The following is a 24,021-nucleotide window of genomic DNA, read 5'->3' as shown; positions in this document are numbered from 1 at the left end:
GAGGATTTCAAGGGAAAACTCCGGCGTCCGGGGTTTAATCAAACGAGGCCTGTTCAATGATCATCTGCATCCGGCGGTCCCCGTTCCAGTAATTCCATTTGAGTTTGTAGACAATCTGCGTAAAAAACCGGGCATCCTGATATGCCGGCGGCACATTAAACCAGATCGCATCAATGGGTCTATGGGGTCTGGCTGTCTGCTGTTTTAAAATGAGCCGCAGATGCCCCTGGCCAACCGGCCGGGCGTTTACCACCGCCACATCTTTGGCGCAGAAAAGGGGCTCTTCGTTTTCCGGCCCAAAAGGCTGAAGGGACTCGAGTTCATTGATGAGCTGCTCGCAAATCCGGTCAAGGGAGAGGATGCCGTCAATATGGACATAGGGCTCAAAATCCGCCGGTCCGGCCATTGCGGATACCGCAGATTCAAAGGCCGCCCTGAATTCTTCCAGGCTCTCGGTTTTGAGGCTCAAGCCCGCGGCCATGGGGTGTCCGCCGAATTTATCCAGGCAGGGTGCGCATTCAGAAATGGCCTGATACAGATCAACAGCCGGAATGCTCCGGGCCGAGCCTTTGCCCACCCCATTCTTAAACGAGAGAAGCGCCACCGGCCGCCAGTAAATTCTGGCCAGGCGCGAGGCCACGATGCCCAGGATCCCTTCATGCCAGTCATCACTGGCAAGCACCATGGATTTTCTGGCAAGCAGTTCAGGCTTTTCCTCAAGGTACATGCAGATGCGCTTAAAAATCTGGTTTTCAATGTTTTGCCGCCGGGTATTCAGATGATGGACGGTTTCGGCGAGTTCCCGGGCGGTCTCAGGGGTTTTTTCCTGAAGTAGTTTCACAGCCAGTTTGGCATGATCCATGCGGCCTGCGGCATTTAAGCGCGGGGCGAGGCGAAAGGCGATATCTTCGGCGGAAATAAAGTTTTTGCCCAGCCCGCTGACTTCGATCAGGGCCTGGATGCCGGGCCTGGGGCGGGTGTTTATCACTTCAAGCCCGATTTTTGTCAGCACCCGGTTTTCATTGACCAGGGGAACGATGTCGGCGATCGTGCCCAGGGCCACCAGATCACACAGGGCCTTCAGATTGGGCTCTTCATGGTCCGTCCAGTAATTGATATCGCGAAGGTGCTTTCGCAGACAGACCAGCAGCAGAAAGGCCACGCCTACCCCGGCCAGGCAGTCGGTTCCTGCGGTGCAGTCGCAGCGGCAGGGGTTCACCACCGCGGCCGCCGGGGGCATGGGATCTGAAATGGCGTGATGATCCGTAATGATAACGTCAATTCCCCGGCGATTGGCTTCGATAACGGCGTCTCCGCTGCCGGAGCCGCAGTCGACCGTTATAATGAGATCAATATGGTTTTTGGCGGCCGCGTCATGAATGTGATCCGTTTTCAGGCCATAGCCCTCATCCACGCGATGCGGGATATACCAGGAAACCCATGCGCCGCAGGCTGTCAAAAATTCATGGAGCAGGGTGGTGGCGGTGATGCCGTCCACATCATAGTCGCCAAAGACCAGAATTTTTTCGCTGTGGCAGATGGCGCGGGCGATGCGATTAACGGCGGGCGTCATATCGGCCATGGAGAATCCGTTGGGAATGGATTGGAACGTGGGATTAAAGAACTCCCGGATGGCGGCTTCGTCTGTAATGTTTCGGTTGGCAAGTACCGCCGCGGTCACCGGATGGCAGCGGGCCTTTTGCCGGACCTGCCGGATCAGGTTTTCATCAGGGCTCATCAGGTGAATGCGTTTTTCCATATGCCGTTGTATACCCTATGATCAGTGCACAGACAATGGTTTTTCCGGCGCCGGCAGCAGTCTGTTTGCTATTGCCTGGCAGGATTTCGTAGGGTGGATAAGCGGCAGCGCATCCACCAAAAACCTTATTTTTTCCTCAATTGAGTTTCGTAATTCCGTAGGGTGGATAAGCGGCAGTTTCGTAGGGTGGATAAGCGGCAGCGCATCCACCAAAAACCTTCACGGTAAATTTGTTCTGTCTTTTTTTAGGCAGGCACGGTGGCCTGCCCTACGGCGACATGCGTCGTAGAGTCGGCCACCGTGCCGACTATCGATCCGTTAACAGGACCGCGGTTATGGGCTTTGCGGTTAGATTCCGTAGATTCCGTAGGGTGGATAAGCGGCAGCGCATCCACCAAAAACCTTATTTTTTATTGCTCAGCCCTCAGGCGCAATGGTAAATAATTACGATGCAGGAAAACAAAACATTTGAATCCACCAGCCGGCAGTTATTCCGGGTGGACCGAAAGGCGGTGTGCTATATCAAGTTTATCTTCGAAGCCTATGACGGTATCGCCCAGATGGAAACCATTGATCCCCATGCGGCCTTAATTGCCCTATATGTCGCACCCGGATGCGAAGCTGAGGTGGACGCGGTATTAAATGATTTGCGGAAAGAATATTTGATGGAGCATATCAATTGATTGAATATGGTCAAAAAGTTCATATCAACACCATCGGCTGCCAGATGAATGTTTACGATTCCGGGCAGATGATGGCGATTTTAAATGCCCGGGGGTTTGAGGAAACCGGGGCGCCGGAGGCGGCGGATGTAATTATTGTCAACACCTGCGCCATCCGGGAAAAGGCGGTTCAGAAAATGGCCTCCTTTATCGGCCGGTTTTCCGGGCTTAAAAGCAGAAACCCGGGGGCCCGGATCGTGGTGGCCGGCTGCGTGGCCCAGCAGCTGGGCAGAAAAATTATCGAGCGGTTTCCGTATGTCGATATTGTGGTGGGCACCCACGCCTTTCCGCGCCTGCCGGCCATGCTGGAACAAGTTTCAGCCGGCGGCGGCCCGCTGGTTGAGACGGAAATGACCGAGAGCCTTGAAAAAACCGATACGGAGATGCTGCTTGCGCATCACCAGACGGATATTTCCGAATTTGTGACCATCATGCGGGGCTGCGACAATTACTGCACCTACTGCGTGGTGCCCTATGTGCGCGGCCCTGAGATCAACCGGCATCCGGATGATATTGTTTCGGAAATCAGGGCCCTGGTCAAATCCGGCATGAAAGAGGTGACCCTCCTGGGCCAGAATGTCAACTCCTACGGCAAAAAAGAGGGCCTGTGCGCCTTTCCGGAGCTCCTTGAAAAAGTAAATGCCATAAGCGGTTTGAGACGCATCCGGTTTGTCACCTCCCACCCCAAGGATTTATCGGATGAGCTGATTGCCGCGTTTGCCCGGCTTGAAAAATTATGCCGCCACATCCATTTGCCGGTCCAGTCCGGCTCTGACCGGATCTTAAAAAAGATGAACCGGAAATATACGGCAGATGAATACCTGGATAAAGTCCGCCGTCTCAGGGCGGCAGCGCCGGATATGGCCGTTACCACGGATATTATTGCCGGGTTTCCGGGCGAGACCGAACAGGATTTCAAGCAGACGCTTGATTTGATTGAGCAGGTTGAATACGACAGCCTGTTTGCCTTTGAATATTCGGATCGGCCGGATGCGCCGGCCCGCCACTTCAAGCACAAGGTGGCCCCGGATGAGAAAAACCGCCGGCTGCGTGAACTCTTTGCCCTGCAGGAGACGATCTCCCGAAAGAAACAGCAGGCCATGGTGGGAAAAACCGTTGAAGTGTTGATTGAAGGGGAGAGCAAGCGGCAGCAAAAGCTAACCGACAAAGACGCTCAGGCGCCGCTTGAATTGACCGGCCGGACATCGGGCAACCGAATCGTCAACTTTTACCGGAATACCGATTGCAGCCTTGACATCCGGGATTTAAAAGGACAGATTATAAGTATTAAGATTGAAAAGGCATTTTCCAATTCACTCTGGGGGATTCCGGCTGAGACGGCATCTGCCGAGCCTCAAACCAAAGGAGGGTATGTATATGTTGCATGAGGTGTCTGTTGGCGGTCTGGCCATGGACCCGTCATCCAATGCCCCGATTCTTCTGCTGAACGCGGTTAATAAGGATTTTTCCATCCCCATCTGGATTGGCCTGCTGGAAGCCGCTTCCATCGCATCGGTGCTGCAGGATATTTCCTTTGATCGCCCGATGACCCATGACCTGTTCAAGAATTTCATTGAAAAACTCAATGTGACGGTTCCCAAAATAGAGGTCTGTGATCTAAAGGACAATACCTTTTTTGCCAAGATTTACTGCGTCGCCGGGGACGAAGAGTTCATCATGGATGCAAGGCCCAGCGACGCCATTGCCCTGGCGCTTCGGCTGAAAAGCGCCATATTTGTTGATGAGCGGGTGGTCGAGCGGCTGAAAGTCAAGGACGGCGAGTATGAAAGCCTGGATGACAGCGAACAGGGCAAAGAGTGGGAAGAATATCTCAAAAACCTCTCCCCGGATGATTTCGGCAAGTATAAAGTTTGATATATGATTGATCTGCACGCCCACTCCATTTTCAGCGACGGCGCCCTGATCCCTTCGGAACTGGCGAGAAGGGCCGAGCATAAGGGCTTGACCGCCATCGGGATCACTGATCACGGTGATTTTTCCAATATTGATTTTATCATTCCCCGGGTTCTGGGGGTCGCTGAAATCCTGAACCGGGTGATGCGCATTCACGTGATCCCCGGCATCGAGATTACCCATGTGCCGCCCGACCTGTATGCCGAAATTGTGACCAAGTCCCGTGAACTGGGCGCAAAGATAGTGATCGCGCACGGGGAAACCATCGCCGAACCCGTGGCGCCGGGGACCAATCATGCGGCCGTCAAGGCGGGGGTGGATGTGCTGGCCCATCCCGGCTTAATCAGCGAAGAATGTATGATGGCCGCCCGTGAGCATGGGGTGTTGATAGAGATTTCCGCCCGCAAGGGCCATTGCCTGACCAACGGGCATGTGGCTGGATTGGCAAAGGATCTCGGCGCTAAAATGGTGATTAATACGGATGCGCATGCGCCCGGGGATCTGATTGATTCAAATATGGCCCGCCGGGTGGCGGCCGGGGCCGGACTGGGGGAAGAGGATTTCGTGGAAATGCAGAAAAACGCTGCTGCTTTTCTCCCGGCCGATCATTTCGGCCGCCAGGTATAGGCATAAGAATTAACGGGCTTCTATGTAACTTAACGGGTATTAGGTTTTGGGTATTAGGTATTAGGGGTAAAATTAAAGGTTTCAGGGTTCAGGTTTCAGGTTTCTAAGGAGCTTCATCGTATTCAGCCCCGCGAGAGCGGGACGAATCAGTAGGGCGGATAAGCGACAGCGCATCCGCCAAATGCCTGGAAAGATTTCTCGCTGACGCTCGAAATGACAGTATTGACGGATTTTGAGTGCCTTTTTGCGTTGCTTTCTGCAAAAATATCGTAAGAACGGCATAAGCCGCTTTTGAGAAGCCAAAAAAAATGCCAAAAAAATGCTTGACAAGCAGGGATTGATTCGTCAAGTTGGTCGAAACATTCACTTCCCCTTCTTCCCCTGGGAGAAGGGCGGGATGAGGGAAATTTTCAAAAACAATAACCATACTTTTATTTAGACGACAAAATAATGCACAGTAGATCCAAACAAATTCGGTTCTGGTTTTTTAGCTATTATTACTATTATTTTTACGGGACGGGTCTGCCTGGGCATTAGGATTTTATCAACATAGCAAAAATACAGAAGCCGCGGGCAGACCCAAACTGCCCGCGGCTTTTTTGTTTTAAAAAGGCCGGAGGGCAGAACCTGCTCCCCGGCCTTTTTAGTTCTAACCCAAACAAAACGAAAGGAGACTGACAATGACGATTCTTGGCAAACAAATCCGCATGGAACGGGTGGTTGATCGCAATTCCGGCAGAACCCTGATTGTGCCCCTGGATCACGGGGTAACTGTGGGCCCGATTTACGGAATCAGCGACATTAAGACCACGGTTGGCAGTATTGCCGAAGGCGGAGCAACAGCCATCGTCGAACATAAGGGACTGGTCGGGGCCGGTCACAGAAAACGCGGGGGCGACATCGGCCTGATCATCCATTTATCCGCTTCAACCAGCCTGTCCCCCACGCCACACTCCAAGGCCCTTGTCTGTACAGTGGAGGAGGCCTTAAAGCTTGGCGCGGATGCAGTATCCATCCACGTAAACATCGGGGACAGCCAGGAGAGCGAGATGTTGAAAGATTTCGGCCGGGTCAGCTATGAGGCCAGAACCTGGGGGCTTCCGCTGCTGGCCATGGTTTATCCGCGGGGTGAAAAAATTAAGGATGAATATGATGTTTCTGTGGTAAAACATGCGGCACGGCTTGGCTGTGAAATGGGCGCGGATTTGGTGAAGGTCTCATACACCGGATCACCGGAGAGCTTCCGGGAAGTGGTGGACGGCTGTACCGTTCCGGTGGTGATTGCCGGGGGCGCGAAAATGGACTCTGACAAGGATATCCTCGAGATGGTGAAGGGCTCGCTTGAAGCCGGTGGCGCCGGCGTCTCCATCGGCAGAAACGTATTCCAGCATGATGATCCCACCAAAATGGTCCGCGCCATGGCGCATGTCGTTTTTGAAAACGGGACGGTAGAGGACGCATTGAAAATGCTTGAGGGATGAACCGCAGAAAGGGGGATTTAGTGGGATTTAGGGGATTTCTGGAATTAAGCAAAGCAAAAGGAAAATTCAATCATGCGAAAAATATGGGTCAAAGTCGATCCCTGGGACAAGGAGCTCGTTAAAACCGCATTGGAAGGCGGGGCGGACGGCATAATGGTGCCGCCCGGCTATTCCGATCAGGTCAAAGCCCTTGGCCGGATCGAGACCATTTCCGAGGACGGGGATTTAAAGCCGGGCGAGGATGTCATCGTCTATAAGATCCAAAGCGGGGCGGATGAAGAAGAGATCGTGCGGCTTGCCCGGGATAAACGGGTGATTCTGGAAATCAGCGACTGGTCGATCATCCCGCTTGAGAATTTAATCGCCAAAGGCGCGGATGTGATCGCCCCGGTTGAAAACCAGAAAGAGGCGGAAACCGCGTTCGGCATTCTTGAAAAAGGGGTGAGCCACATCCTGTTTACCGGCCAGGACCCGGTGGAGCTTAAAAAAACTTTGAACCTGGTAAAGGCGACCGCGGATCAGGTGCCGCTTGAAACTGCGGAAGTGATAGATATCCGGTCCGCCGGCATGGGCGACCGGGTGTGCGTGGATACCTGCACGGAAATGAAGCCGGGCGAGGGCATGCTCGTTGGAAACAGCAGCCGCGTTTTATTCCTGGTGCATGCGGAAAGCATAGAAAATCCCTATGTATCGCCGAGGCCCTTTCGCGTGAATGCCGGCGCGGTGCATGCCTACACCCGGGCGGCGGACGGCAGGACCCGGTATCTCTCAGAACTGGCATCCGGCGACCAGATTCTTATTACCGATTTTGAAGGCAATATCAGCGTGGGCACGGTGGGGCGGCTTAAAATCGAGCGCCGGCCTCTGGTTCTGCTAAGGGCAAAAGTCGGGGACACAGAGGCCAGCACCATTCTGCAGAACGCGGAGACCATCCGCTTGACGGATCCGTCGGGCCGGGCGGTCTCGGTGGTATCATTAAAGCCCGGGGATAAGATTCTGGTGGCCGTGGAAGCGGCGGGCCGGCATTTCGGGATGAAAATTGACGAGACGATCACGGAGAAATAGGGTCTATGTCTGCAATCACCGGTGAAACGATCGTCTATGGGGTAATCGGAAACCCCGTGGCCCACAGCTTAAGCCCGGTCATGCACAACCAGGCGTTCTCAAATACCGGCTATCCCGGGGTTTACGTACCTTTTCAGGTTCAGGATATCGGCGCGGCGGTGGACGGGATACGCGCTTTGAATGTCCGGGGCATCAGCGTGACCATCCCGCACAAGGAAACCGTAATGCCGTATTTGGATCAGATTGATGAGACAGCCAGAGAAATCGGCGCGGTGAATACGGTTGTTAATGATAAGGGCCGGTTGATCGGCTATAATACAGATGCCTATGGGGCGGTAACAGCCTTATCTGAAAAGACTGACATCAAGGATAAGGATGTGGTCATTCTCGGCGCCGGCGGGGCGGCCCGGGCCATCGGGGACGGTATTTTAAAAGAGGGCGGAAGGCTTCATATTGTGAATCGCTCGGCGGAAAAAGGGGAGAGCCTTGCCGGGTTTTTAGGCGCGGCAGTTTATCCAATGGAGCAGTTCCAGCAGGCGCCCTGCGATATCCTGATCAATACCACGCCGGTGGGCATGCATCCGGAGGTTGATGCCATGCCGGTTGCCCGGGACTGGCTGCATCATCACATGATGGTAATGGATATCATTTACAATCCGGTTAAAACGCGGCTCCTTGAGGCTGCGGAGTCCATCGGCGCTCAGGTGATCAGCGGCGTTCCGATGTTCGTCTACCAGGGCGCCAGGCAGTTTGAGCTATGGACCGGATTGAATGCGCCGGTGGATTTGATGAAGGAAGTGGTTTATGAGGCGCTGAGGTAACTCCATCTATGCGAAAAATTAAAACCGGACCGATTAAAAATACAGACATATCATTGCCCGGCTCCAAGAGCTATACGCATCGGATGCTGATTGCCGCAGCGCTTTCAGAAAACTGGTGCCGCATCCACAACCCCTTGGAAAGCGAGGATACCAATTATACGCGCCAGGCATTAACGGGCCTTGGCGCAAAGGCTGAAAGAGCCGACGCATATGTCGATATTAAAGGCACAGGCGGCCGTTTTCAGCCGGTTGATGAACCGATTGACCTGGGCAATTCCGGCACCTCCATGCGGCTTTTAACCGGGGTTGTGGCCTTAGGGCAGGGCAGCTACGAATTAACCGGCACAGAACGGATGAAACAGCGGCCGATTGAGCATCTGCTTGACGCGCTGCGCCAGATCGGCGTGCAAGCCTTTTCAATTAACGGCAATGGCTGCCCGCCGGTACGGATCAGCGGGGGGCAAATTTCAGGCGGATCGGTTGAAATTGACTGCAGCGTCAGCAGCCAGTTCCTGTCCTCGCTTCTTTTAATGGCTCCGTTAACCGCCAACGGACTTTCCATTCAGGTGGTAAAAGGCCCGGTTTCCAAGCCTTATATCGATATGACCGTGGATGTTTTGAATCAGTTCGGCCTTCAACTGGAAAGACAGGGATATACAGGATTTGATGTAAAAGGCGGCCAGACTTATCAGGCCGGCGAATACACGGTTGAACCGGATGCCTCCCAGGCCTCCTACTTTTGGGCGGCCGCCGCGGTGACCGGCGCCGTTATCAAGGTTAAAAATATCACTTCAAGATCTCTTCAGGGAGATGTCCGCTTTGTCCGGGTGCTTGAACAGATGGGCTGCCAGGTCAAGGAGGCGCCGGACGGGATCTCGGTTGCCGGGGGGCCGCTTGACGGAATTGATACGGACATGTCCGACATGCCGGATCTGGTGCCCACACTGGCGGTGGTGGCCGCATTTGCCAAGGGCCAAACCGTCATCCGAAATGTCGGCCACCTGCGGGATAAGGAAAGCGATCGCCTGAGCGCGGTGCAGAATGAACTCAATAAAATCGATATTTCCGCCGACACCCAGGGCGATGATTTGATTATAACCGGCGGCGCCCCCAAAGGCGGGGAAATCGACACCTATGATGATCACCGCATGGCCATGAGCTTTGCCGTGGCCGGCCTTTGCACCCCCGGGATTTTCATAAAAAATGAGGGGTGCGTGGCCAAGTCCTTTCCCGGGTTTTGGGAAATGTTTGACCGGATGTATGCCTGATGAATATTTGTCTTATCGGATATCGCTGTACCGGCAAAACGTCTGTGGGCCGGATGCTGGCTGAACAGCTCGGCTGGCGGTTTATTGATACGGATCAGCATATTGTGGAAAAGGCCGGCAGGAGCATTTCAGAATTGGTGGCTGCACATGGCTGGGAGTTTTTCAGGCAAAAGGAAAAGCAGGCGCTGACCGAATTAAATGCACATGACCAATTGGTCTTAGCTACCGGCGGCGGCATTATCCTTGATCCGGCAAATCTTGCCATCTTAAAAGATGATAAGAATTTCGTGATTTGGCTTCAGGCATCGTTTCAGACCATATTTAACCGTATGACAAATGACGCGCAAACGACCGCCTCCCGGCCTTCACTGACTGATTCCTCTTTGCTGGAAGAAATCAAGGACACCCTTACGGGAAGAATTCCTTATTATGAATCTGCCGCAGACCTGATCGTAAATACGGAAAATCAATCAATTGAAGTAATTTCCCGTCAAATAATTAAAAAAATTGAGGAAACCCATGTCCGGAAATACATTCGGTAAATTGTTTCAAATAACCACCTGGGGAGAGTCACACGGACCGGCCATAGGCGTGGTGATTGACGGGTGTCCGCCCGGCCTGCCCCTTGATGAATCGGTGATTCAGAAAATGCTGGACCGCCGGAAACCCGGCCATTCAATCGCCAGCACCAGCCGGAAAGAGGCGGATCAGGCAAAAATCCTGTCCGGCGTATTTGATGGCATGACCACCGGCACGCCGATCATGATTATGGTCGAAAACAAAAATGCCGACTCCTCAGCCTATGAACCATACAAAGATTTGTATCGGCCGGGCCACGGGGATTACACCTATCAGGCAAAATACGGCACGCGCGACTGGCGGGGCGGGGGACGGTCATCCGCCCGGGAAACCGTTGGCCGGGTGGCGGCCGGTGCGGTGGCCGGGGAACTGCTGAAGCGGCAGAACATCGATGTGTTTGCTTTTACCCGTCGGTTGGGCGATATCGAGATTCAATCAGTTGATCGGGAAATAATTGATCAGAATCCCTTCCTGTGCCCGGATGCAGATGCGGCAGAAAAAATGGCCGGGCACGTGGCAGAGGTCAAGGCGGCCGGGGATTCATTGGGCGGCATTGTTGAAGTCCGGGCCAAAGGCGTACCCGCCGGCCTGGGCGAGCCGGTTTTTGACAAACTCGATGCCGAACTTGCAAAGGCTTTGATGAGTATCGGCGCGGTAAAAGGGGTTGAAATCGGCGCCGGGTTTGAGGCTGCCAAAATGCGCGGCTCGCGTCACAATGACCCCCTTACGCCCAATGGATTTGCTTCCAATCATGCGGGCGGGATCCTGGCAGGAATTTCAAGCGGGGATGAGATCATTGTCCGGGCAGCCGTCAAACCGATTCCCTCCATCGGGATTGAACAGGATACCGTGGATGTCCACAGCCGGCCGCAGAAAATATCCGTCAAGGGCCGCCATGATATCTCGGCCATTCCCCGGATCAACGTGGTCTGCGAGGCCATGGTCTGGCTTGTGCTGGCTGATCATTTTTTGCAACAAAAAACAAAGGCTCAGTAAAACTGGGTAGCGGAAGCCTTTAGCCCTCTATTTAGGTTGACATAGTGTACGTAATTGCGTACATTATAAATACAATCTGTATTAATCGAAGGGGTGGAATATGCCGACAATTACCATTACTGAGGCCAGGGCCAAACTCTTTGGCTTGATTGATGAAGCAGCTTCTTCACATGAACCCATTATCATAAAAGGCAAGCGCGCCAATGCCGTGCTTATCTCAGAGGATGATTGGCGTTCTATACAGGAGACGCTTTACTTGCTTGGTATTCCAGGTATGAGGGAGTCCATCCGGGACGGCCTTGCCACGCCGGTAGAAGAATGCAGCCAAGACCTTGATTGGTAATGTGGCGGGTTGTTTTTACCAAACAGGCTCAAAAAGACGCCAAAAAACTATCTGCTGCCGGTTTGCGCCCAAAAGCGGAAAAACTGATTGAAATTCTGCGCGAAGATCCTTACCAAACCCCTCCACCGTTTGAAAAGTTGTTAGGCGATTTGGCCGGTGCTTTTTCCCGACGCATAAACATTCAGCATCGTTTAGTTTATCAGGTTCTGAATGATCAGAAAATTATAAAGGTTCTTCGCATGTGGACGCATTACGAATGAAAATGAATTTTCGATAGGATGTAGCAAGGCGTTTTTACCAACAAGCCATAATGCTGCAAGCACCTCAAAGGGCGCTTGCAGCCAATGTGCAATAGTCAAAACAATAGGTACGTAGGTTGGGTTGAGTCTGCGAAACCCAACAACAGACCCAATCCCTAATCCCCTCAGTCCCTCAGGACCTAAGTCCCTCAGTACCTTCTTTACTCCGCCTCAATCGCCGCCTGTGCCCCGGCCAGCCGCGCAATGGGCAGCCGATACGGCGAGCAGCTCACATAATCAAACCCGCATTCAAAGCAGAATTTAACCGATTCCGCATCCCCGCCGTGCTCGCCGCAGATCCCGATTTTAAGATCCGGCCGCGCGGCCCGGCCTTTCTCGACCGCCTCCGTTATAAGATGGCCGATGCCTTCCATATCAATGGTCTGGAACGGATCATGCTTCAAAATCCCCAGGTTTAAATAGGCGCTCATGAATCCGCCGATATCGTCGCGGCTGAACCCGAACGTCATCTGGGTTAAGTCATTGGTGCCGAATGAAAAGAATTGCGAATTTTCCGCCATTTTATCCGCAATCAGGCAGGCCCGCGGAATCTCGATCATGGTGCCGTACTGAAATTCAATCTCTTTGATCTGATGTTTTTCCAGCACCTCTTTGTAAACCCGGTCCACGATCTCCCGGGCATTGATCAGTTCCTTTTCATCAGCGGTCACCGGGATCATGATCTCAGGCAGCGCCTTCTTGCCGTCTTTGATCATTTCCGCCGAGGCCTCAAGAATGGCCCGGACCTGCATTTCCGAGATTTCCGGATAGGTAACGCCCAGCCGTACCCCGCGATGGCCCATCATGGGGTTGCTTTCCTTTAATACATTGCTCCTTCTTTTAACTGTCTCCACATCAATATTTAATGCCTCGGCAAGCAACTTCTGGTTTTCCTCGCTGTGGGGCACGAACTCATGAAGCGGCGGGTCCAGCAGCCGGAAGGTGACCGGCAGGTTGTCCATAATGACAAGCGTCTTTTTAATATCCTCTTTGACAAACGGAAAAAGCTCATCAAGTGCGGCCCGCCGTTCCTCCTCAGTGTCGCATAGAATCATCTTTCGAAGCAGAAACAGCGGCTTCTCCGCGCCTTCGCCGTAAAACATATGCTCGGTTCGGAACAGGCCGATGCCCTGGGCGCCGAAATCTTTGGCAATCTGCACATCCTTGGGGGTTTCCGCGTTGGTTCTCACCTTCATGGTGCGGTACTCATCCACAATAGACATAAAACCCTGAAGCCGCGGGTTTTCCGTGGCATCCATCATGGGCAGCCTATCTTCGTAAACAAACCCCTTGGTGCCGTTTAGGGTGAACACGTCGCCTTCTTTATAGGTCTTGCCGTCAACGGTCAGTTTCTTGCCCAGCGCATCGATTTTAAGGTCGCCTGCGCCCACAATGCAGCATTTGCCCCAGCCCCGGGCCACAAGCGCCGCATGGCTGGTCATGCCGCCCCGGGCGGTTAAAATGGCGTTGGCCGCGCGCATCCCCTCGACATCCTCCGGGTTGGTCTCCTCGCGCACCAGGATGACGCCTTTTCCGTCCTGATACCATTTCACCGCATCTGCGGAACTGAACACAATCTGCCCGAAGGCGCCGCCCGGCCCGGCGGGCAGTCCCTTGGCAATCACATTGGCCTTTTTCTCGGCATCCGGGTCAACCAGCGGATGCAGCATTTCATCGAGCTGCGCCGGGGTGACGCGGGTGACAACGGTTTTATCATCAATCAGGCCTTCTTCCCGCATATCCATGGCCATATTAAGCGCCGCCAGACCGGTACGTTTGCCCACCCGGGTCTGGAGCATGAACAGCCGGTTTTCCTGGATGGTAAATTCCAGATCCTGCATATCCTGGTAATTTTTTTCAAGGGTGTTGCGAACCTCGACGAGTTCCTTGTAAACCTCCGGCATGAACTGCTCCAAAGACTGCAAGTGCTCATTCTGATCGTTTTTGGTATCATCATTTAAAGGGTTGGGGGTTCGGATCCCGGCCACCACGTCCTCGCCCTGGGCATTGGGCAGCCATTCGCCGTAGAAATTGTTTTCACCGGTGGCCGGGTTACGGGTAAAGGCCACACCGGTCGCCGACGTGTCGCCCATATTACCGAACACCATGCTCTGCACGTTGCAGGCGGTGCCCCATTCATCCGGAATGCCTTCAATCCGGCGGTAGGATACGGCGCGCTTTCCATTCCAGGATTTAAACACCGCGCCGATCGCCTGCCAGAGCTGGGTTTTGGGGTCATCCGGAAAGTCCGTGCCGATCACTTCCTTGACCTTGTCCTTGAACTTCTCAGATATAATTTTCAGGTCTTCGGCGGTGAAATCCGTGTCCTCTTTATAGCCTTTCTCCTCTTTCATCTGATCCATGATGGCATCAAGCTGCATCCGGATTTCCTGGCCTTCCTCCGGTTCTAAACCTTCCGCCTTTTCCATGACCACATCCGCAAACATCTGGATCAGGCGGCGGTAGGAGTCCCACACAAACCGTTCCTTACCGGTTTTTTTGATCAGGCCGGGAATGGTCTTTGTGGTAAGCCCCACGTTTAACACGGTCTCCATCATGCCGGGCATGGATTTTCTGGCCCCTGACCGGCAGGAAACCAGAAGCGGGTCATCCGGGTCCCCGAATTTCATACCCATGATGTCCTCGGTCTGCTTGAGCGCTTTTTCAACCTCTGCTTCAAGGGTGTCAGGATAATCACCTGATTTCATGTAGTCAATGCAAGCATCGGTTGAAATGGTAAATCCGGCCGGCACCGGCAGGCCCAGCCTTGCCATTTCAGCCAGGTTGGCGCCCTTGCCGCCCAGCAGGTTCTTCTGCGCACCAGATCCTTCAGCGGTTCCGTCTCCGAATTTATAAACGTATTTTGTCATAACCCTTTAAATCCTTTCTTTTTATGATTTTAATCGGATGAACCCTTATTCAGATTTGCCTGATGGTATTGAAGCTCTTGCTAACCCTCTAAATTGTTACTAAAATTTATAATATTCCTATATTTTTAAGCATAGGTCAAGAAAAAATACGGTAAATTTTAAATTTCAGCGATTCCGCTTCACCCCTTCTCCCTCTAAAAAAGGCCGGGATGAGGGTAAAATGGCTTAAGTTAATGGCATTGAGTGAAAAGTGATTTGCAGCTTCTCTGATATAAATATAACGCGCTGACAAAATTTGTCAGTGAATTAACAATATTTGTTAAATTAAATGAATATAGATCAAATTTGTCTTTACATAAACGAATCAGATGCTATATAACATCCAGGAAAAAAACCAAATAAATAGAAAAAAATATAAATGGATAAATTTTTAAATTGTGGCATTTCAATTGCATCAATATTAAACAAATAATTTTTGTGATCAAGCTAAGCAGACCAAAAATTACACCACGGAACTTAAACAAAAAATGAAAAAGGAGGAACCATGCTAAGAAAACTAAGAGGAAACAACAGTAAAGGTTTTACACTCATCGAGCTGATGATCGTTATTGCCATCATCGGCATCTTGGCGGCCATCGCTATTCCGAACTTTATTGCCTACAGAAACAAGTCTTTCTGCAGTGCTACGGAAAGTGATGCAAACTCAATTGCTGGCGGGCTTTCTGATTACTTCGCAATTCCCACAATTACCGAAGTTCCGACTGCTGCAAATGCCGCTGCAGATAGAATAGACTTATCCCGTGAGGGGAACACCGGCGCGGGTATTGCCCTCAGTGGTGAGAACACCGGGACCATCGGCGCTGACACGGATCCCAATAACGGAATTACTATCAGTGTTACTGACGGAAGCGGTCGATGCCCAGATGACTATCAGTTAGCCATGGATATATCAAGAGATCCGACGGGATATTGGGATGGAACCACTAACGTTTACTATAAGATCATCGAACCCTAAATTTCTGACAGCATAATCTAAATTATTTAAATAAAGAGTCTGGGTGACTAGTCACCCAGACTTTTTAAATTGAACCCCCCAATCTGAATTGCGTATACCCTTGGTTAGAAATTTTATTTTTTTTACCTTCCTACTTACTATTCTCTTTTCCATCTATTCAAATACATTCACCGCCTCATGGCACCTTGATGACCGTCCTAATATTGTAAACAATTATTACCTTCATATAGACTCCCTGCATCCGAACAGCCTCGTCAAAACATTTTTCACAGACACACATAATCCTGAAACATTAGGGGACAGACCTTATCGACCATTTGCGTGTCTGACATTTGCCTTAAATTGGTATTTTGGTCAGGACAATGTATTTGGCTATCACATTGTCAATACAATTATCCATGTATTAACAGCGTTTTTTCTTTATTTACTGATTTTAAAATTATTCAGTACCCCCAATCTTAGAGACAACCATATAGGGACTCCATTTTTCATTGCACTGCTGGCAAGTATTTTTTGGTCGGTCAATCCCATTCAAACCCAGGCAGTTACTTATATTGTTCAAAGAATGGCACAGTTGGCAGCGATGTTTTATCTTCTTGGCATGTTATCTTATATAAATGCAAGATTGAGTCTAAAGTTCTCACGGCGATTGATCTGGCTTTCTTTTTGCCTAATTTTTTATTTGCTCGGGATTAGCTCAAAACAGAATGCCGTTATGATGCCGATGGCACTTATATTGTTAGAAATTGCTTTTTTTCAAGATATAGCCGAGCACATCACAAGAAAAAAAGTTTACCTCACAACTGCAGTTATTGCCGCAATTATTTTTTTAGCCGGCTCGGCGGCATTTATAAAAGGTGGCCCGCTTTCCTTTACAGATTATCTTTACCGGATAAGACCGTTTACCCTCTCGGAAAGATTGCTTACACAACCGCGGGTGATTTCGCTTTATCTTTCCCAAATATTTTATCCCAAGCCGGATCGTCTATCCGTCGCTCATGATGTTGTTGTGTCTGAGTCATTGTTCGCACCTTGGACGACTTTGCCGAGCATCTTATTTATTTCTTTTCTTATTTTAATATCCGTATTCCAGTTAAAGAAAAGGCCGATACTTTCCTTTTCGATTCTCTTTTTTTTTCTGAACCATATCATCGAATCAAGCATCATTGGCCTTGAGATGATTTTTGAGCATAGGAATTACCTGCCCTCGCTTTTTCTATTCCTGCCAATTGCCTATCTCTTCAATTATTTATTGGTAACCTATAAAAAGAACATCATCATTTCCATTTCTACCAGTCTGCTAATTTTTATGTTAGTTATTTTTTTTTCAGCCGATACCTATATCAGAAACCAGGCATGGAAGAATGATATTACTTTGTGGAGGGATGCGGTTAACAAGGCGCCCAATGATGCCAGAGCTTTAAATATTCTTGCCATAAAACTTGCATGGGGGGATAACAGTAGGCATCCTCACCGCTATGACATGGCGCTCAAGCTTTTAAAAGAGTCTCTGAACAAAAATTTACCATCTAATTATGTTGAAGCGGATATCTATGGTAATATGGCACTTCTTTATTATTACAAAAAACAAAATCCTGCAAAGGCAAATGAATTGTTTGCCAAAGCACTGGAAATAAATCCTGGAAATCTTAAAATCAGAAGAGATTTTGCAAATGCCCTCATCCTTCAAAAAAAATTCGACGATGCCTTAACGCATGTTTCCATGCTTTTATCAAAAAGTCCGAACAATGGCATTTATCATAATCTTAAAGGACATATTCAATTGTGGCAGGGGAAATATTCAGAGGCGTTATCCTCTTTTAAAAAAGCCTATGATTTGGTATGGGATAAAGCGAGCGTAATCTTAAATACTTCAGTTGCATTGAGTCGATCCGGTCAGCATGACGAAGCTGAGAAATTATTGCTTCATGCGATTGAACACGATTCAGACACTCTAACTTTTTATTTTGCCATCATCGAAAACAGTATAAGAGCGGGAGAAAATAAACATGCATGTAAATATTCAGAAAGGGTGGCAAATCAATTCAACGCGCAAAAAATAAAAAAAGGACTCGAAACCTATGCGGATAACCCGGAGTATGCCCCCATCTCTAAAAAGATTATTGAGCCGGTCATTTTGCAAGTGCTCAAGAAACATCATAAACCCGCAAGCTGAACAATTTTTCCATAAATAAACTTTGTGCGGACAAAAGATCAAAATGAATAAACCTCAAAAGAATCTGAGTAATAATTTTAAGCCGTTCATTTTTTTTTCCATTCTTATCTGCCTGATTTATTCCAATACTTTCAATAGTCCATTTCAATTGGATGATTACCAGAACATTACCCGCAATGCGAAAATTCATATGCAGTCCTTTAGTCTGGATGCTGTTGTCGACAGTTTTTATGCAACCCCAACCCAAGATAGTTTATATCGGCCACTCTCATATTTTTCGCTATCTTTAAATTGGCTCTGGGGTGGAGATGATGTCACCGGCTATCATATTGTCAACACCACCATTCATTTGCTCACAGCGTTTTTTCTTTTTCTAACCGTTAGGCTATTGCTTCGCACGCCCAATGTGAAAGGATTGGATCATAATACCATTTATTTTGTGGCACTTCTTTCAGCCACAATATGGTGCATTCATCCCATCCAAATCCAGGCTGTAACCTACATTGTTCAGCGTATGGCATCTATGGCTGCACTTTTTTACATTATTGGGATATTCTGTTACCTGAAGGCTCGCATGACCAAAATTGCAGTTCATCGTCTTTTTTGGTGGGGTTTTTGTGCACTGTCTTTTCTGTTTGCAATCGGTTCTAAAAATAATGCCATGATGCTACCAGTTGTCCTTTTGCTTATGGAGTTTATTTTTTTCAGGGATTTAAAAGACCGGAAAACACAAAAGTTGGCCGCTTCAATGTTTATTATTGGAGCGTTTCTTGTGGCCGCAGCTGGTGTTTTTATTTTCATGGACGGCAATTTTAATCGATACCTAGAGAGGATATACGAGGTCAGGCCTTTTTCATGGCAACAGCGCTTGATGACACAGCCGAGCGTGTTGTTATTTTATCTTTTCCAAATTTTTTACCCCACTGTAGAACACTACAGCATCACCCATGATTTTCCCATTTCTGTTTCTTTATTAAATCCGTGGACGACGCTTCCTGCCATATTGATCAACGCGTCCCTTATCGGGGTTGCAGTATGGCGAATTAGAAAGAATCCAGTATTGTCCTTTGCGATTCTTTTTTATTATTGCAATCATGTCATCGAATCATCAATCCTACCGCTTGAAATGGTTTTTGAACATAGGAATTATCTTCCCACGCTCTTTCTGTTTGTCCCAATTTCAATCGGGATAAAAAAAGGGCTTGATCATTATTTCGTGGTCAAAAAACCAATGTTTGCTTTTTTAATATTTTCCATTTGTACCGCTTTAATTGGGTTGGGAATAAGCACATATGTTCGGAATTATGATTGGCGATCCGTTCAAAGTATTTGGGCGGACGCAAGGAAAAAGGCACCGGGCTCAGCTAGACCATTACATAATTTGGCATACGGATACTACGAACCCACAGGGCAGACTGGCAAAGCTCTGGAGTTATATCATAAAGCTCTTAATTTAACCCCCAATCTTACTCTGATCAGGGCAGACACTTATAACAATATGGCATCTATTTATTTTTCGGATTTAAAAGATTATGAGAAAGCAATTGAGTATGCAAAAAAAGCTATCGAAATATACCCTCATCATACAAGCACTCTCATTTTGTGTGATTCCTTAAGTTTGCTCGGACGTTACGATCAAGCCATGGCATATTTAGATGAACTGCTTAAAGAACATCCTCACGACACTTCTTTTCTTTATCGAAACGGTTTTTTAAGGTTAAAAACAGGAAAGCCGAATGAGGCATTGAACTTTCTACAAGCTTGCCTTCAAAAGTCTCCTGAAAACTATAAATATCTAAGAGACATCGGGTTTTGCCTTAGTCGGTTGAATAAATATGAAAGGGGATATTGGTTTCTTCGACGCGCGCAAAATATTCGCCCAAAATCTCCAGGGGTATTACTGTGTGTAGCCGAAAACCAGTTGCTCGCTGGCAAGATAGAAGCAGTTAACGAAACGGTTGACCAATTGATTGAGTTAATCGGAGTTCCGAAATTTGAGAAATTTATAATAAAAATTTTTGATGACCCGCTTGGCCTGCCTATAATTTTTGAAGACATAACTCCCGTGATATCTGATAGAATCCGTGATCGATCGAAAAGCTATCTAGCGATTGCTGATCGATTGGAAAGAAAATTTCTTTTAAACAATTAGCTGGTTTTTATTTTTCTGAAGCTACAACGTTAATCAGGTTTGAAAAATGAAATTTTTTAAATCCAAAAAACAAATCATCCCTCTGCATTATAACTACTATTTTATTCCCGTTTTACTTGTTGTGCTTGTTGGTCTTTTCGACTCCTTTTACCTAGCATTTTCCCATTATCGAATATATACCGATATGGCTTACAAAAGCTTTTGTGCCATATCCCGGAGTTTTAACTGTGACACGGTTTCCCAGAGCCCATATTCCATCCTATTCGGCGTGCCAGTGCCGGTATGGGGCATTATCGGATATGCCTTTTTCCTGATTCTGCTCGTGTTTGCCTGGCCGCAAAAAGCGCAAAAAAAACGCATCTGGTCAATTTTATTTCTTCTTTCTCTGGGGTTTACAGTCTATAGTATTGTTCTTGCCGTGATATCCAGTTATATCATTGGCAGTTACTGCATTATGTGCATCCTGAGTTATGCGGTAAACCTTTTGCTGCTGTATTTTACATGGATTGTCCGTAAACGCTTTCATTGTGAAAGCATTTTCAAGGCATTGGCCCTGGACATAAAGCACTTGCTTGCGTACCCAAAGCTTTCCATTGGTGGGGGCGCAGCAGTCGGACTGGGGCTTTTACTGCTGCTGATGTTTTTTCCGCCTTACTGGCAATTGACGCCACCTTCGCCATCAACTAATTTGCCAACCGGCATGACAAGCGACGGCCATCCCTGGATCGGCGCTGAAAACCCCAAACTAGTGATTGTGGAATTTACCGACTACAGGTGCTTTCCGTGTAAAAAGATGCATTATTTTCTAAGGCGTCTCATACAGGCCTATCCGGACAAAATCCGGCTTGTACACCGCCATTTTCCAATGGATCATAAAGTCAATCCAATCGTTGACCGGCCCTATCATGAAGGTGCGGCCAAACTTGCAATTGTCTCGCTTTACGCTGCTAAAAAAGATAAGTTCTGGGTTATGAATGACATCCTGTTTGACTTAAGTCGACACGTGGCGGCCGTCAATATCCGTAAACTCGCGGAGCAGGCGGGAATACCATCTGAAGAAATCCGGGATATCTGGAGGGATCAACAATTGTGGAAATATTTGAAAAAAGACATTCAGGCCGGCATTAAATACGGCCTGACCGGTACGCCGGGTTTTGTTATCAATGATCGGGTCTATCAGGGCTCAATACCGGCAGAAGCACTCAAAGACTACGGGATGTTTTAAATCCGCAAAAAAATTTTATTTAATCAGAATGCCCCCCAAATCCGAGACAAATGCCAGTGACAGACTGGTTCATATTTTCCTCCTCCTGCTTTTTGCCGCGGTGATCGTCTTTATTTCTCTTCTGGCAAGCGTCCCCCCGGTCAGCACAGATGCCTTGACCCATCATCTCGCGGTGCCCAAACTGTACCTCAAGCATGGCGGCATTTACGAAATCCCCCACCTGGAAGCTTCTTATTACCCAATGAATCTTGAGCTGCTGTATTTGATCCCCATGTATTTCAAGAATGATATTATACCAAAATTCATTCATTTCGCTTTTGGCCTGATCACCGCCGCAATGCTCTATTGGTATTTAAAACAGCATATTAACAAAGCCTATGCGTTGCTTGGCGTCCTTTTTTTTCTTACCATTCCAATTATCATCCGGCTTTCTAGTATTGTTTACGTTGACCTTGGGTTAATCTGCTTTTTATTTGTCTCAATTTTAATTTTGTTTAAATGGATCGAGTCAGGTTTTAAATCCAAATATTTGATTTTCAGCGCAGCATTTTGCGGACTGGCACTTGGCACAAAATACAATGGTTTGATCGGTCTGTTTTTACTATCTCTTTTTACGGCTTTTGTATACGCACGGTATAATGCCAGCCATAAATTTTACCACGTAAAATCGATTGGCTGGTGCGCTTTATTTGTGATAGTGGCTTTAACCGTATTTTCTCCATGGATGATTCGCAATTATGCATGGACCGGCAATCCGGTTTATCCACTTTACAAAGGTATTTTTAATGCCGGGGAGAAAGTTTCGGCGAAAATCGCTCCGGACAATGCAATACAGGCGCGGGCACAGATGTCCCATATCAATGTCCGCTGCCAAATTTATAAGGAATCCTGGCTGGAAATCGCCCTGATCCCGGCAAGGGTGTTTTTCCAGGGTAAAGACTATGACCCTCAATTTTTTGACGGCAGAACCAACCCGTTTCTCTTGATTTTGCCGATATTTGCGTTTTTCGGACTCCGGTATAGCAGCCGGCAGGAAAATACGGAAAAGTGGATGCTTCTTTTTTTCTCGGTTTTTTTTCTATTATTTGTCTGTGTACAGCGCGGCATCCGCATCAGATATTTTGGCCCCATTCTGCCGCCGCTTGTAATTCTTGCCATGTATGGGCTATATAATATTCAAGCTTTTATTGTAAACAGGCTGCCCCATCCACCTGCCGAGCCCGTAAAAAAGGCTGCTATTTTTGGAATCGTTTGTATCCTGCTGGGCTTTAATGCCATTTACATGGCCAACCGATTCAGATATGTTCAGCCGCTGGCGTATATTACAGAAAAAGTTGCCCGTGATGACTATATCCAGACATACCGGCCGGAATATGCAGCGTTTCAATACGCCAACAGAAATCTTGGCAAAGACGCCAAAATATTTGCCCCGCATTTCAGCAGGCGGGGATATTACTCTGATATACAAATTGAATTCAGTACAACAATGCTTCAAAAAATTGCATCTGAAGCTGATTCAGGCGTCGATCTTGCTGAACATCTTCAGGGGCTGGGATTTACCCATTTATTGATAAATTTTTCAGTGTTTAATTATTTGGTGGAAAAATACCCAATTCACGATAAAATCGTGCTAAAAGAGTTTTTTGAAAATTATACCGTCACGGAATTCTCAAAAGACGGCTTTGGCTTGCTGCGAATGGTGACGTCACCCTGAATATTGATTTTGTTTCATTTTTTGAGAAGGCAGGTTTCGCATGTATAAAAATAACCGCATTGCGGCAGTAATTCCCGCACATAACGAAGAAACCCAGATTGGTCGGGTGATAGAGACAATGCCGGAATTCATCGATCAGATGGTCATTATTGATGATAAAAGTAACGATAAAACTTTGGATATAATCCGCCAATACCAAGAGAAGTATAATAATATTGAACTGATCCGTCATGATACAAACAAGGGGGTGGGGGGGGCAATTGCCACGGGCTACAAATATGCCCGGGATAATAATTTTGATGCGGCGGTAGTTATGGCCGGAGACGGGCAGATGGCGCCGTCGGATCTGCCGGCCATTCTTGATCCGGTGGTTGACGGGGAAGTCGATTACAGTAAAGGAAACCGGCTTTTTACAGGTGAGGCGTATCAGAAAATCCCTAAGGTGCGGTATTTTGGCAATGCTTTTCTTTCCCTGTTAACCAAAATTGCCTCCGGATATTGGCATATCGCAGATTCCCAGTCCGGCTATGCAGCAATTAACCGGAAAGCGCTTGAAACAATAAACTGGGATCAGATGTATCAGTGGTATGGCCAGCCTAATGATATCCTCGTCAAATTAAATATCTATAATTTTAAGGTCCGCGATGTGCCGGTTGAGCCTGTTTACAACATTGGCGAGAAATCAGGTATCAAGATAAGAAAAGTTCTTTTTACGATAAGCTGGCTGTTAATCAAGCTCTTTTTATGGCGAATGAAAGAAAAGTATATTATCCGGGATTTCCATCCACTGATTTTCTTCTATGGTTTGGGCGCATTTTTTTATATTACAATGATTTTATTATTTGTACGGGTCTTCTATGTATGGTTTTCAGATGGTGACATCCCTGACATTAACGCATTGGCAGCTTTTTTTGCCTTTATGAGCGGCAGCCTGTTTACCCTTTTTGCCATGTGGTTCGATATGGAAGCAAACAAGGAGTTGAAATGACTATCTT

General features: G+C 48.3%; 21 protein-coding genes. 18 read left to right on the top strand and 3 right to left on the bottom strand.

Annotation, left to right across the window (positions count from 1 at the left end; all coding sequences use genetic code 11):
• Positions 1-34 precede the first annotated feature (34 nt).
• On the bottom strand, positions 35-1,759 hold the full coding sequence (gene recJ / locus U5L07_02920) for a single-stranded-DNA-specific exonuclease RecJ (GenBank protein MDZ7830684.1): 1,725 nt from the start codon (positions 1,757-1,759) through the stop codon (positions 35-37).
• A gap of 449 nt (positions 1,760-2,208) precedes the next feature.
• On the opposite strand from recJ, the gene U5L07_02915 reads away from it, so the two are divergent.
• Genes U5L07_02915 through U5L07_02900 form a run of 4 tightly spaced genes read left to right on the top strand, consistent with a single transcriptional unit; the run spans position 2,209 to position 5,022 of the window.
• Positions 2,209-2,442, top strand: coding sequence for a DUF4911 domain-containing protein (locus U5L07_02915; protein MDZ7830683.1), 234 nt, complete (start codon positions 2,209-2,211; stop codon positions 2,440-2,442).
• Entirely contained in the window at positions 2,439-3,869 is a 1,431-nt protein-coding gene (miaB, locus tag U5L07_02910) for a tRNA (N6-isopentenyl adenosine(37)-C2)-methylthiotransferase MiaB (protein MDZ7830682.1), read from the top strand. The genes U5L07_02915 and miaB overlap by 4 nt, the downstream gene beginning before the upstream one ends.
• Positions 3,859-4,356, top strand: a complete 498-nt coding sequence (locus U5L07_02905) for a bifunctional nuclease family protein (GenBank protein ID MDZ7830681.1) — start codon at positions 3,859-3,861, stop codon at positions 4,354-4,356. The genes miaB and U5L07_02905 overlap by 11 nt, the downstream gene beginning before the upstream one ends.
• 3 nt (positions 4,357-4,359) lie before the next feature.
• On the top strand, positions 4,360-5,022 hold the full coding sequence (locus tag U5L07_02900; GenBank protein ID MDZ7830680.1) for a histidinol phosphate phosphatase domain-containing protein: 663 nt from the start codon (positions 4,360-4,362) through the stop codon (positions 5,020-5,022).
• Positions 5,023-5,125: 103 nt separating this feature from the next.
• Here the strand turns inward: U5L07_02900 and U5L07_02895 are convergent, their stop codons facing one another.
• Entirely contained in the window at positions 5,126-5,449 is a 324-nt protein-coding gene (locus tag U5L07_02895) for a hypothetical protein (protein MDZ7830679.1), read from the bottom strand.
• A gap of 253 nt (positions 5,450-5,702) precedes the next feature.
• Here U5L07_02895 and U5L07_02890 point away from each other — a divergent pair, with 253 nt between their 5' ends.
• From U5L07_02890 to U5L07_02855, 8 genes are all read left to right on the top strand, one after another.
• Positions 5,703-6,503 carry a 2-amino-3,7-dideoxy-D-threo-hept-6-ulosonate synthase gene (locus tag U5L07_02890; protein ID MDZ7830678.1) on the top strand — a complete coding sequence of 267 codons (801 nt, stop codon included), beginning with the start codon at positions 5,703-5,705 and terminating at the stop codon, positions 6,501-6,503.
• A gap of 72 nt (positions 6,504-6,575) precedes the next feature.
• Positions 6,576-7,568 (top strand): 3-dehydroquinate synthase II, encoded by a 993-nt coding sequence (locus tag U5L07_02885; protein MDZ7830677.1) that lies wholly within the window; start codon positions 6,576-6,578, stop codon positions 7,566-7,568.
• A 5-nt stretch (positions 7,569-7,573) separates the two neighbouring features.
• The gene (locus tag U5L07_02880) at positions 7,574-8,389 is read left to right on the top strand and encodes a shikimate dehydrogenase (protein ID MDZ7830676.1); all 816 of its coding nucleotides are present in this window, start codon (positions 7,574-7,576) and stop codon (positions 8,387-8,389) included.
• An 8-nt stretch (positions 8,390-8,397) separates the two neighbouring features.
• On the top strand, positions 8,398-9,657 hold the full coding sequence (aroA, locus tag U5L07_02875; protein MDZ7830675.1) for a 3-phosphoshikimate 1-carboxyvinyltransferase: 1,260 nt from the start codon (positions 8,398-8,400) through the stop codon (positions 9,655-9,657).
• Positions 9,657-10,199, top strand: a complete 543-nt coding sequence (locus U5L07_02870) for a shikimate kinase (GenBank protein MDZ7830674.1) — start codon at positions 9,657-9,659, stop codon at positions 10,197-10,199. Before aroA ends, U5L07_02870 begins: the two co-directional genes overlap by 1 nt.
• Complete coding sequence (gene aroC / locus U5L07_02865; GenBank protein ID MDZ7830673.1) at positions 10,177-11,232, top strand: chorismate synthase; 1,056 nt, start codon at positions 10,177-10,179, stop codon at positions 11,230-11,232. The genes U5L07_02870 and aroC overlap by 23 nt, the downstream gene beginning before the upstream one ends.
• Before the next feature lie 100 nt (positions 11,233-11,332).
• The gene (locus tag U5L07_02860; GenBank protein ID MDZ7830672.1) at positions 11,333-11,575 is read left to right on the top strand and encodes a type II toxin-antitoxin system Phd/YefM family antitoxin; all 243 of its coding nucleotides are present in this window, start codon (positions 11,333-11,335) and stop codon (positions 11,573-11,575) included.
• Positions 11,575-11,835, top strand: a complete 261-nt coding sequence (locus tag U5L07_02855) for a Txe/YoeB family addiction module toxin (protein ID MDZ7830671.1) — start codon at positions 11,575-11,577, stop codon at positions 11,833-11,835. The genes U5L07_02860 and U5L07_02855 overlap by 1 nt, the downstream gene beginning before the upstream one ends.
• A 200-nt stretch (positions 11,836-12,035) precedes the next feature.
• Here U5L07_02855 and ppdK read toward each other — a convergent pair whose 3' ends face one another.
• On the bottom strand, positions 12,036-14,744 hold the full coding sequence (gene ppdK / locus U5L07_02850) for a pyruvate, phosphate dikinase (GenBank protein MDZ7830670.1): 2,709 nt from the start codon (positions 14,742-14,744) through the stop codon (positions 12,036-12,038).
• Between the two features lie 544 nt (positions 14,745-15,288).
• Here ppdK and U5L07_02845 point away from each other — a divergent pair.
• The 6 genes from U5L07_02845 (at position 15,289) to U5L07_02820 (ending at position 24,014) form a co-directional block, all read left to right on the top strand.
• Entirely contained in the window at positions 15,289-15,759 is a 471-nt protein-coding gene (locus U5L07_02845; GenBank protein ID MDZ7830669.1) for a prepilin-type N-terminal cleavage/methylation domain-containing protein, read from the top strand.
• 100 nt (positions 15,760-15,859) lie between these two features.
• On the top strand, positions 15,860-17,935 hold the full coding sequence (locus U5L07_02840; GenBank protein MDZ7830668.1) for a tetratricopeptide repeat protein: 2,076 nt from the start codon (positions 15,860-15,862) through the stop codon (positions 17,933-17,935).
• A gap of 43 nt (positions 17,936-17,978) precedes the next feature.
• Positions 17,979-20,087 carry a tetratricopeptide repeat protein gene (locus U5L07_02835; protein MDZ7830667.1) on the top strand — a complete coding sequence of 703 codons (2,109 nt, stop codon included), beginning with the start codon at positions 17,979-17,981 and terminating at the stop codon, positions 20,085-20,087.
• A 46-nt stretch (positions 20,088-20,133) separates the two neighbouring features.
• Positions 20,134-21,312, top strand: coding sequence for a vitamin K epoxide reductase family protein (locus U5L07_02830; protein MDZ7830666.1), 1,179 nt, complete (start codon positions 20,134-20,136; stop codon positions 21,310-21,312).
• 241 nt (positions 21,313-21,553) lie between these two features.
• Positions 21,554-23,026 (top strand): glycosyltransferase family 39 protein, encoded by a 1,473-nt coding sequence (locus tag U5L07_02825; protein MDZ7830665.1) that lies wholly within the window; start codon positions 21,554-21,556, stop codon positions 23,024-23,026.
• A gap of 40 nt (positions 23,027-23,066) precedes the next feature.
• A complete protein-coding gene (locus U5L07_02820; GenBank protein MDZ7830664.1) occupies positions 23,067-24,014 on the top strand; it encodes a glycosyltransferase family 2 protein in 948 nt (315 codons plus the stop codon).
• Positions 24,015-24,021 lie beyond the last annotated feature (7 nt).

The organism is Desulfobacterales bacterium (assembly GCA_034520365.1).
Taxonomy (GTDB): domain Bacteria; phylum Desulfobacterota; class Desulfobacteria; order Desulfobacterales; family Desulfosalsimonadaceae; genus M55B175.
This window is presented reverse-complemented; position numbering and strand designations above follow the sequence as displayed.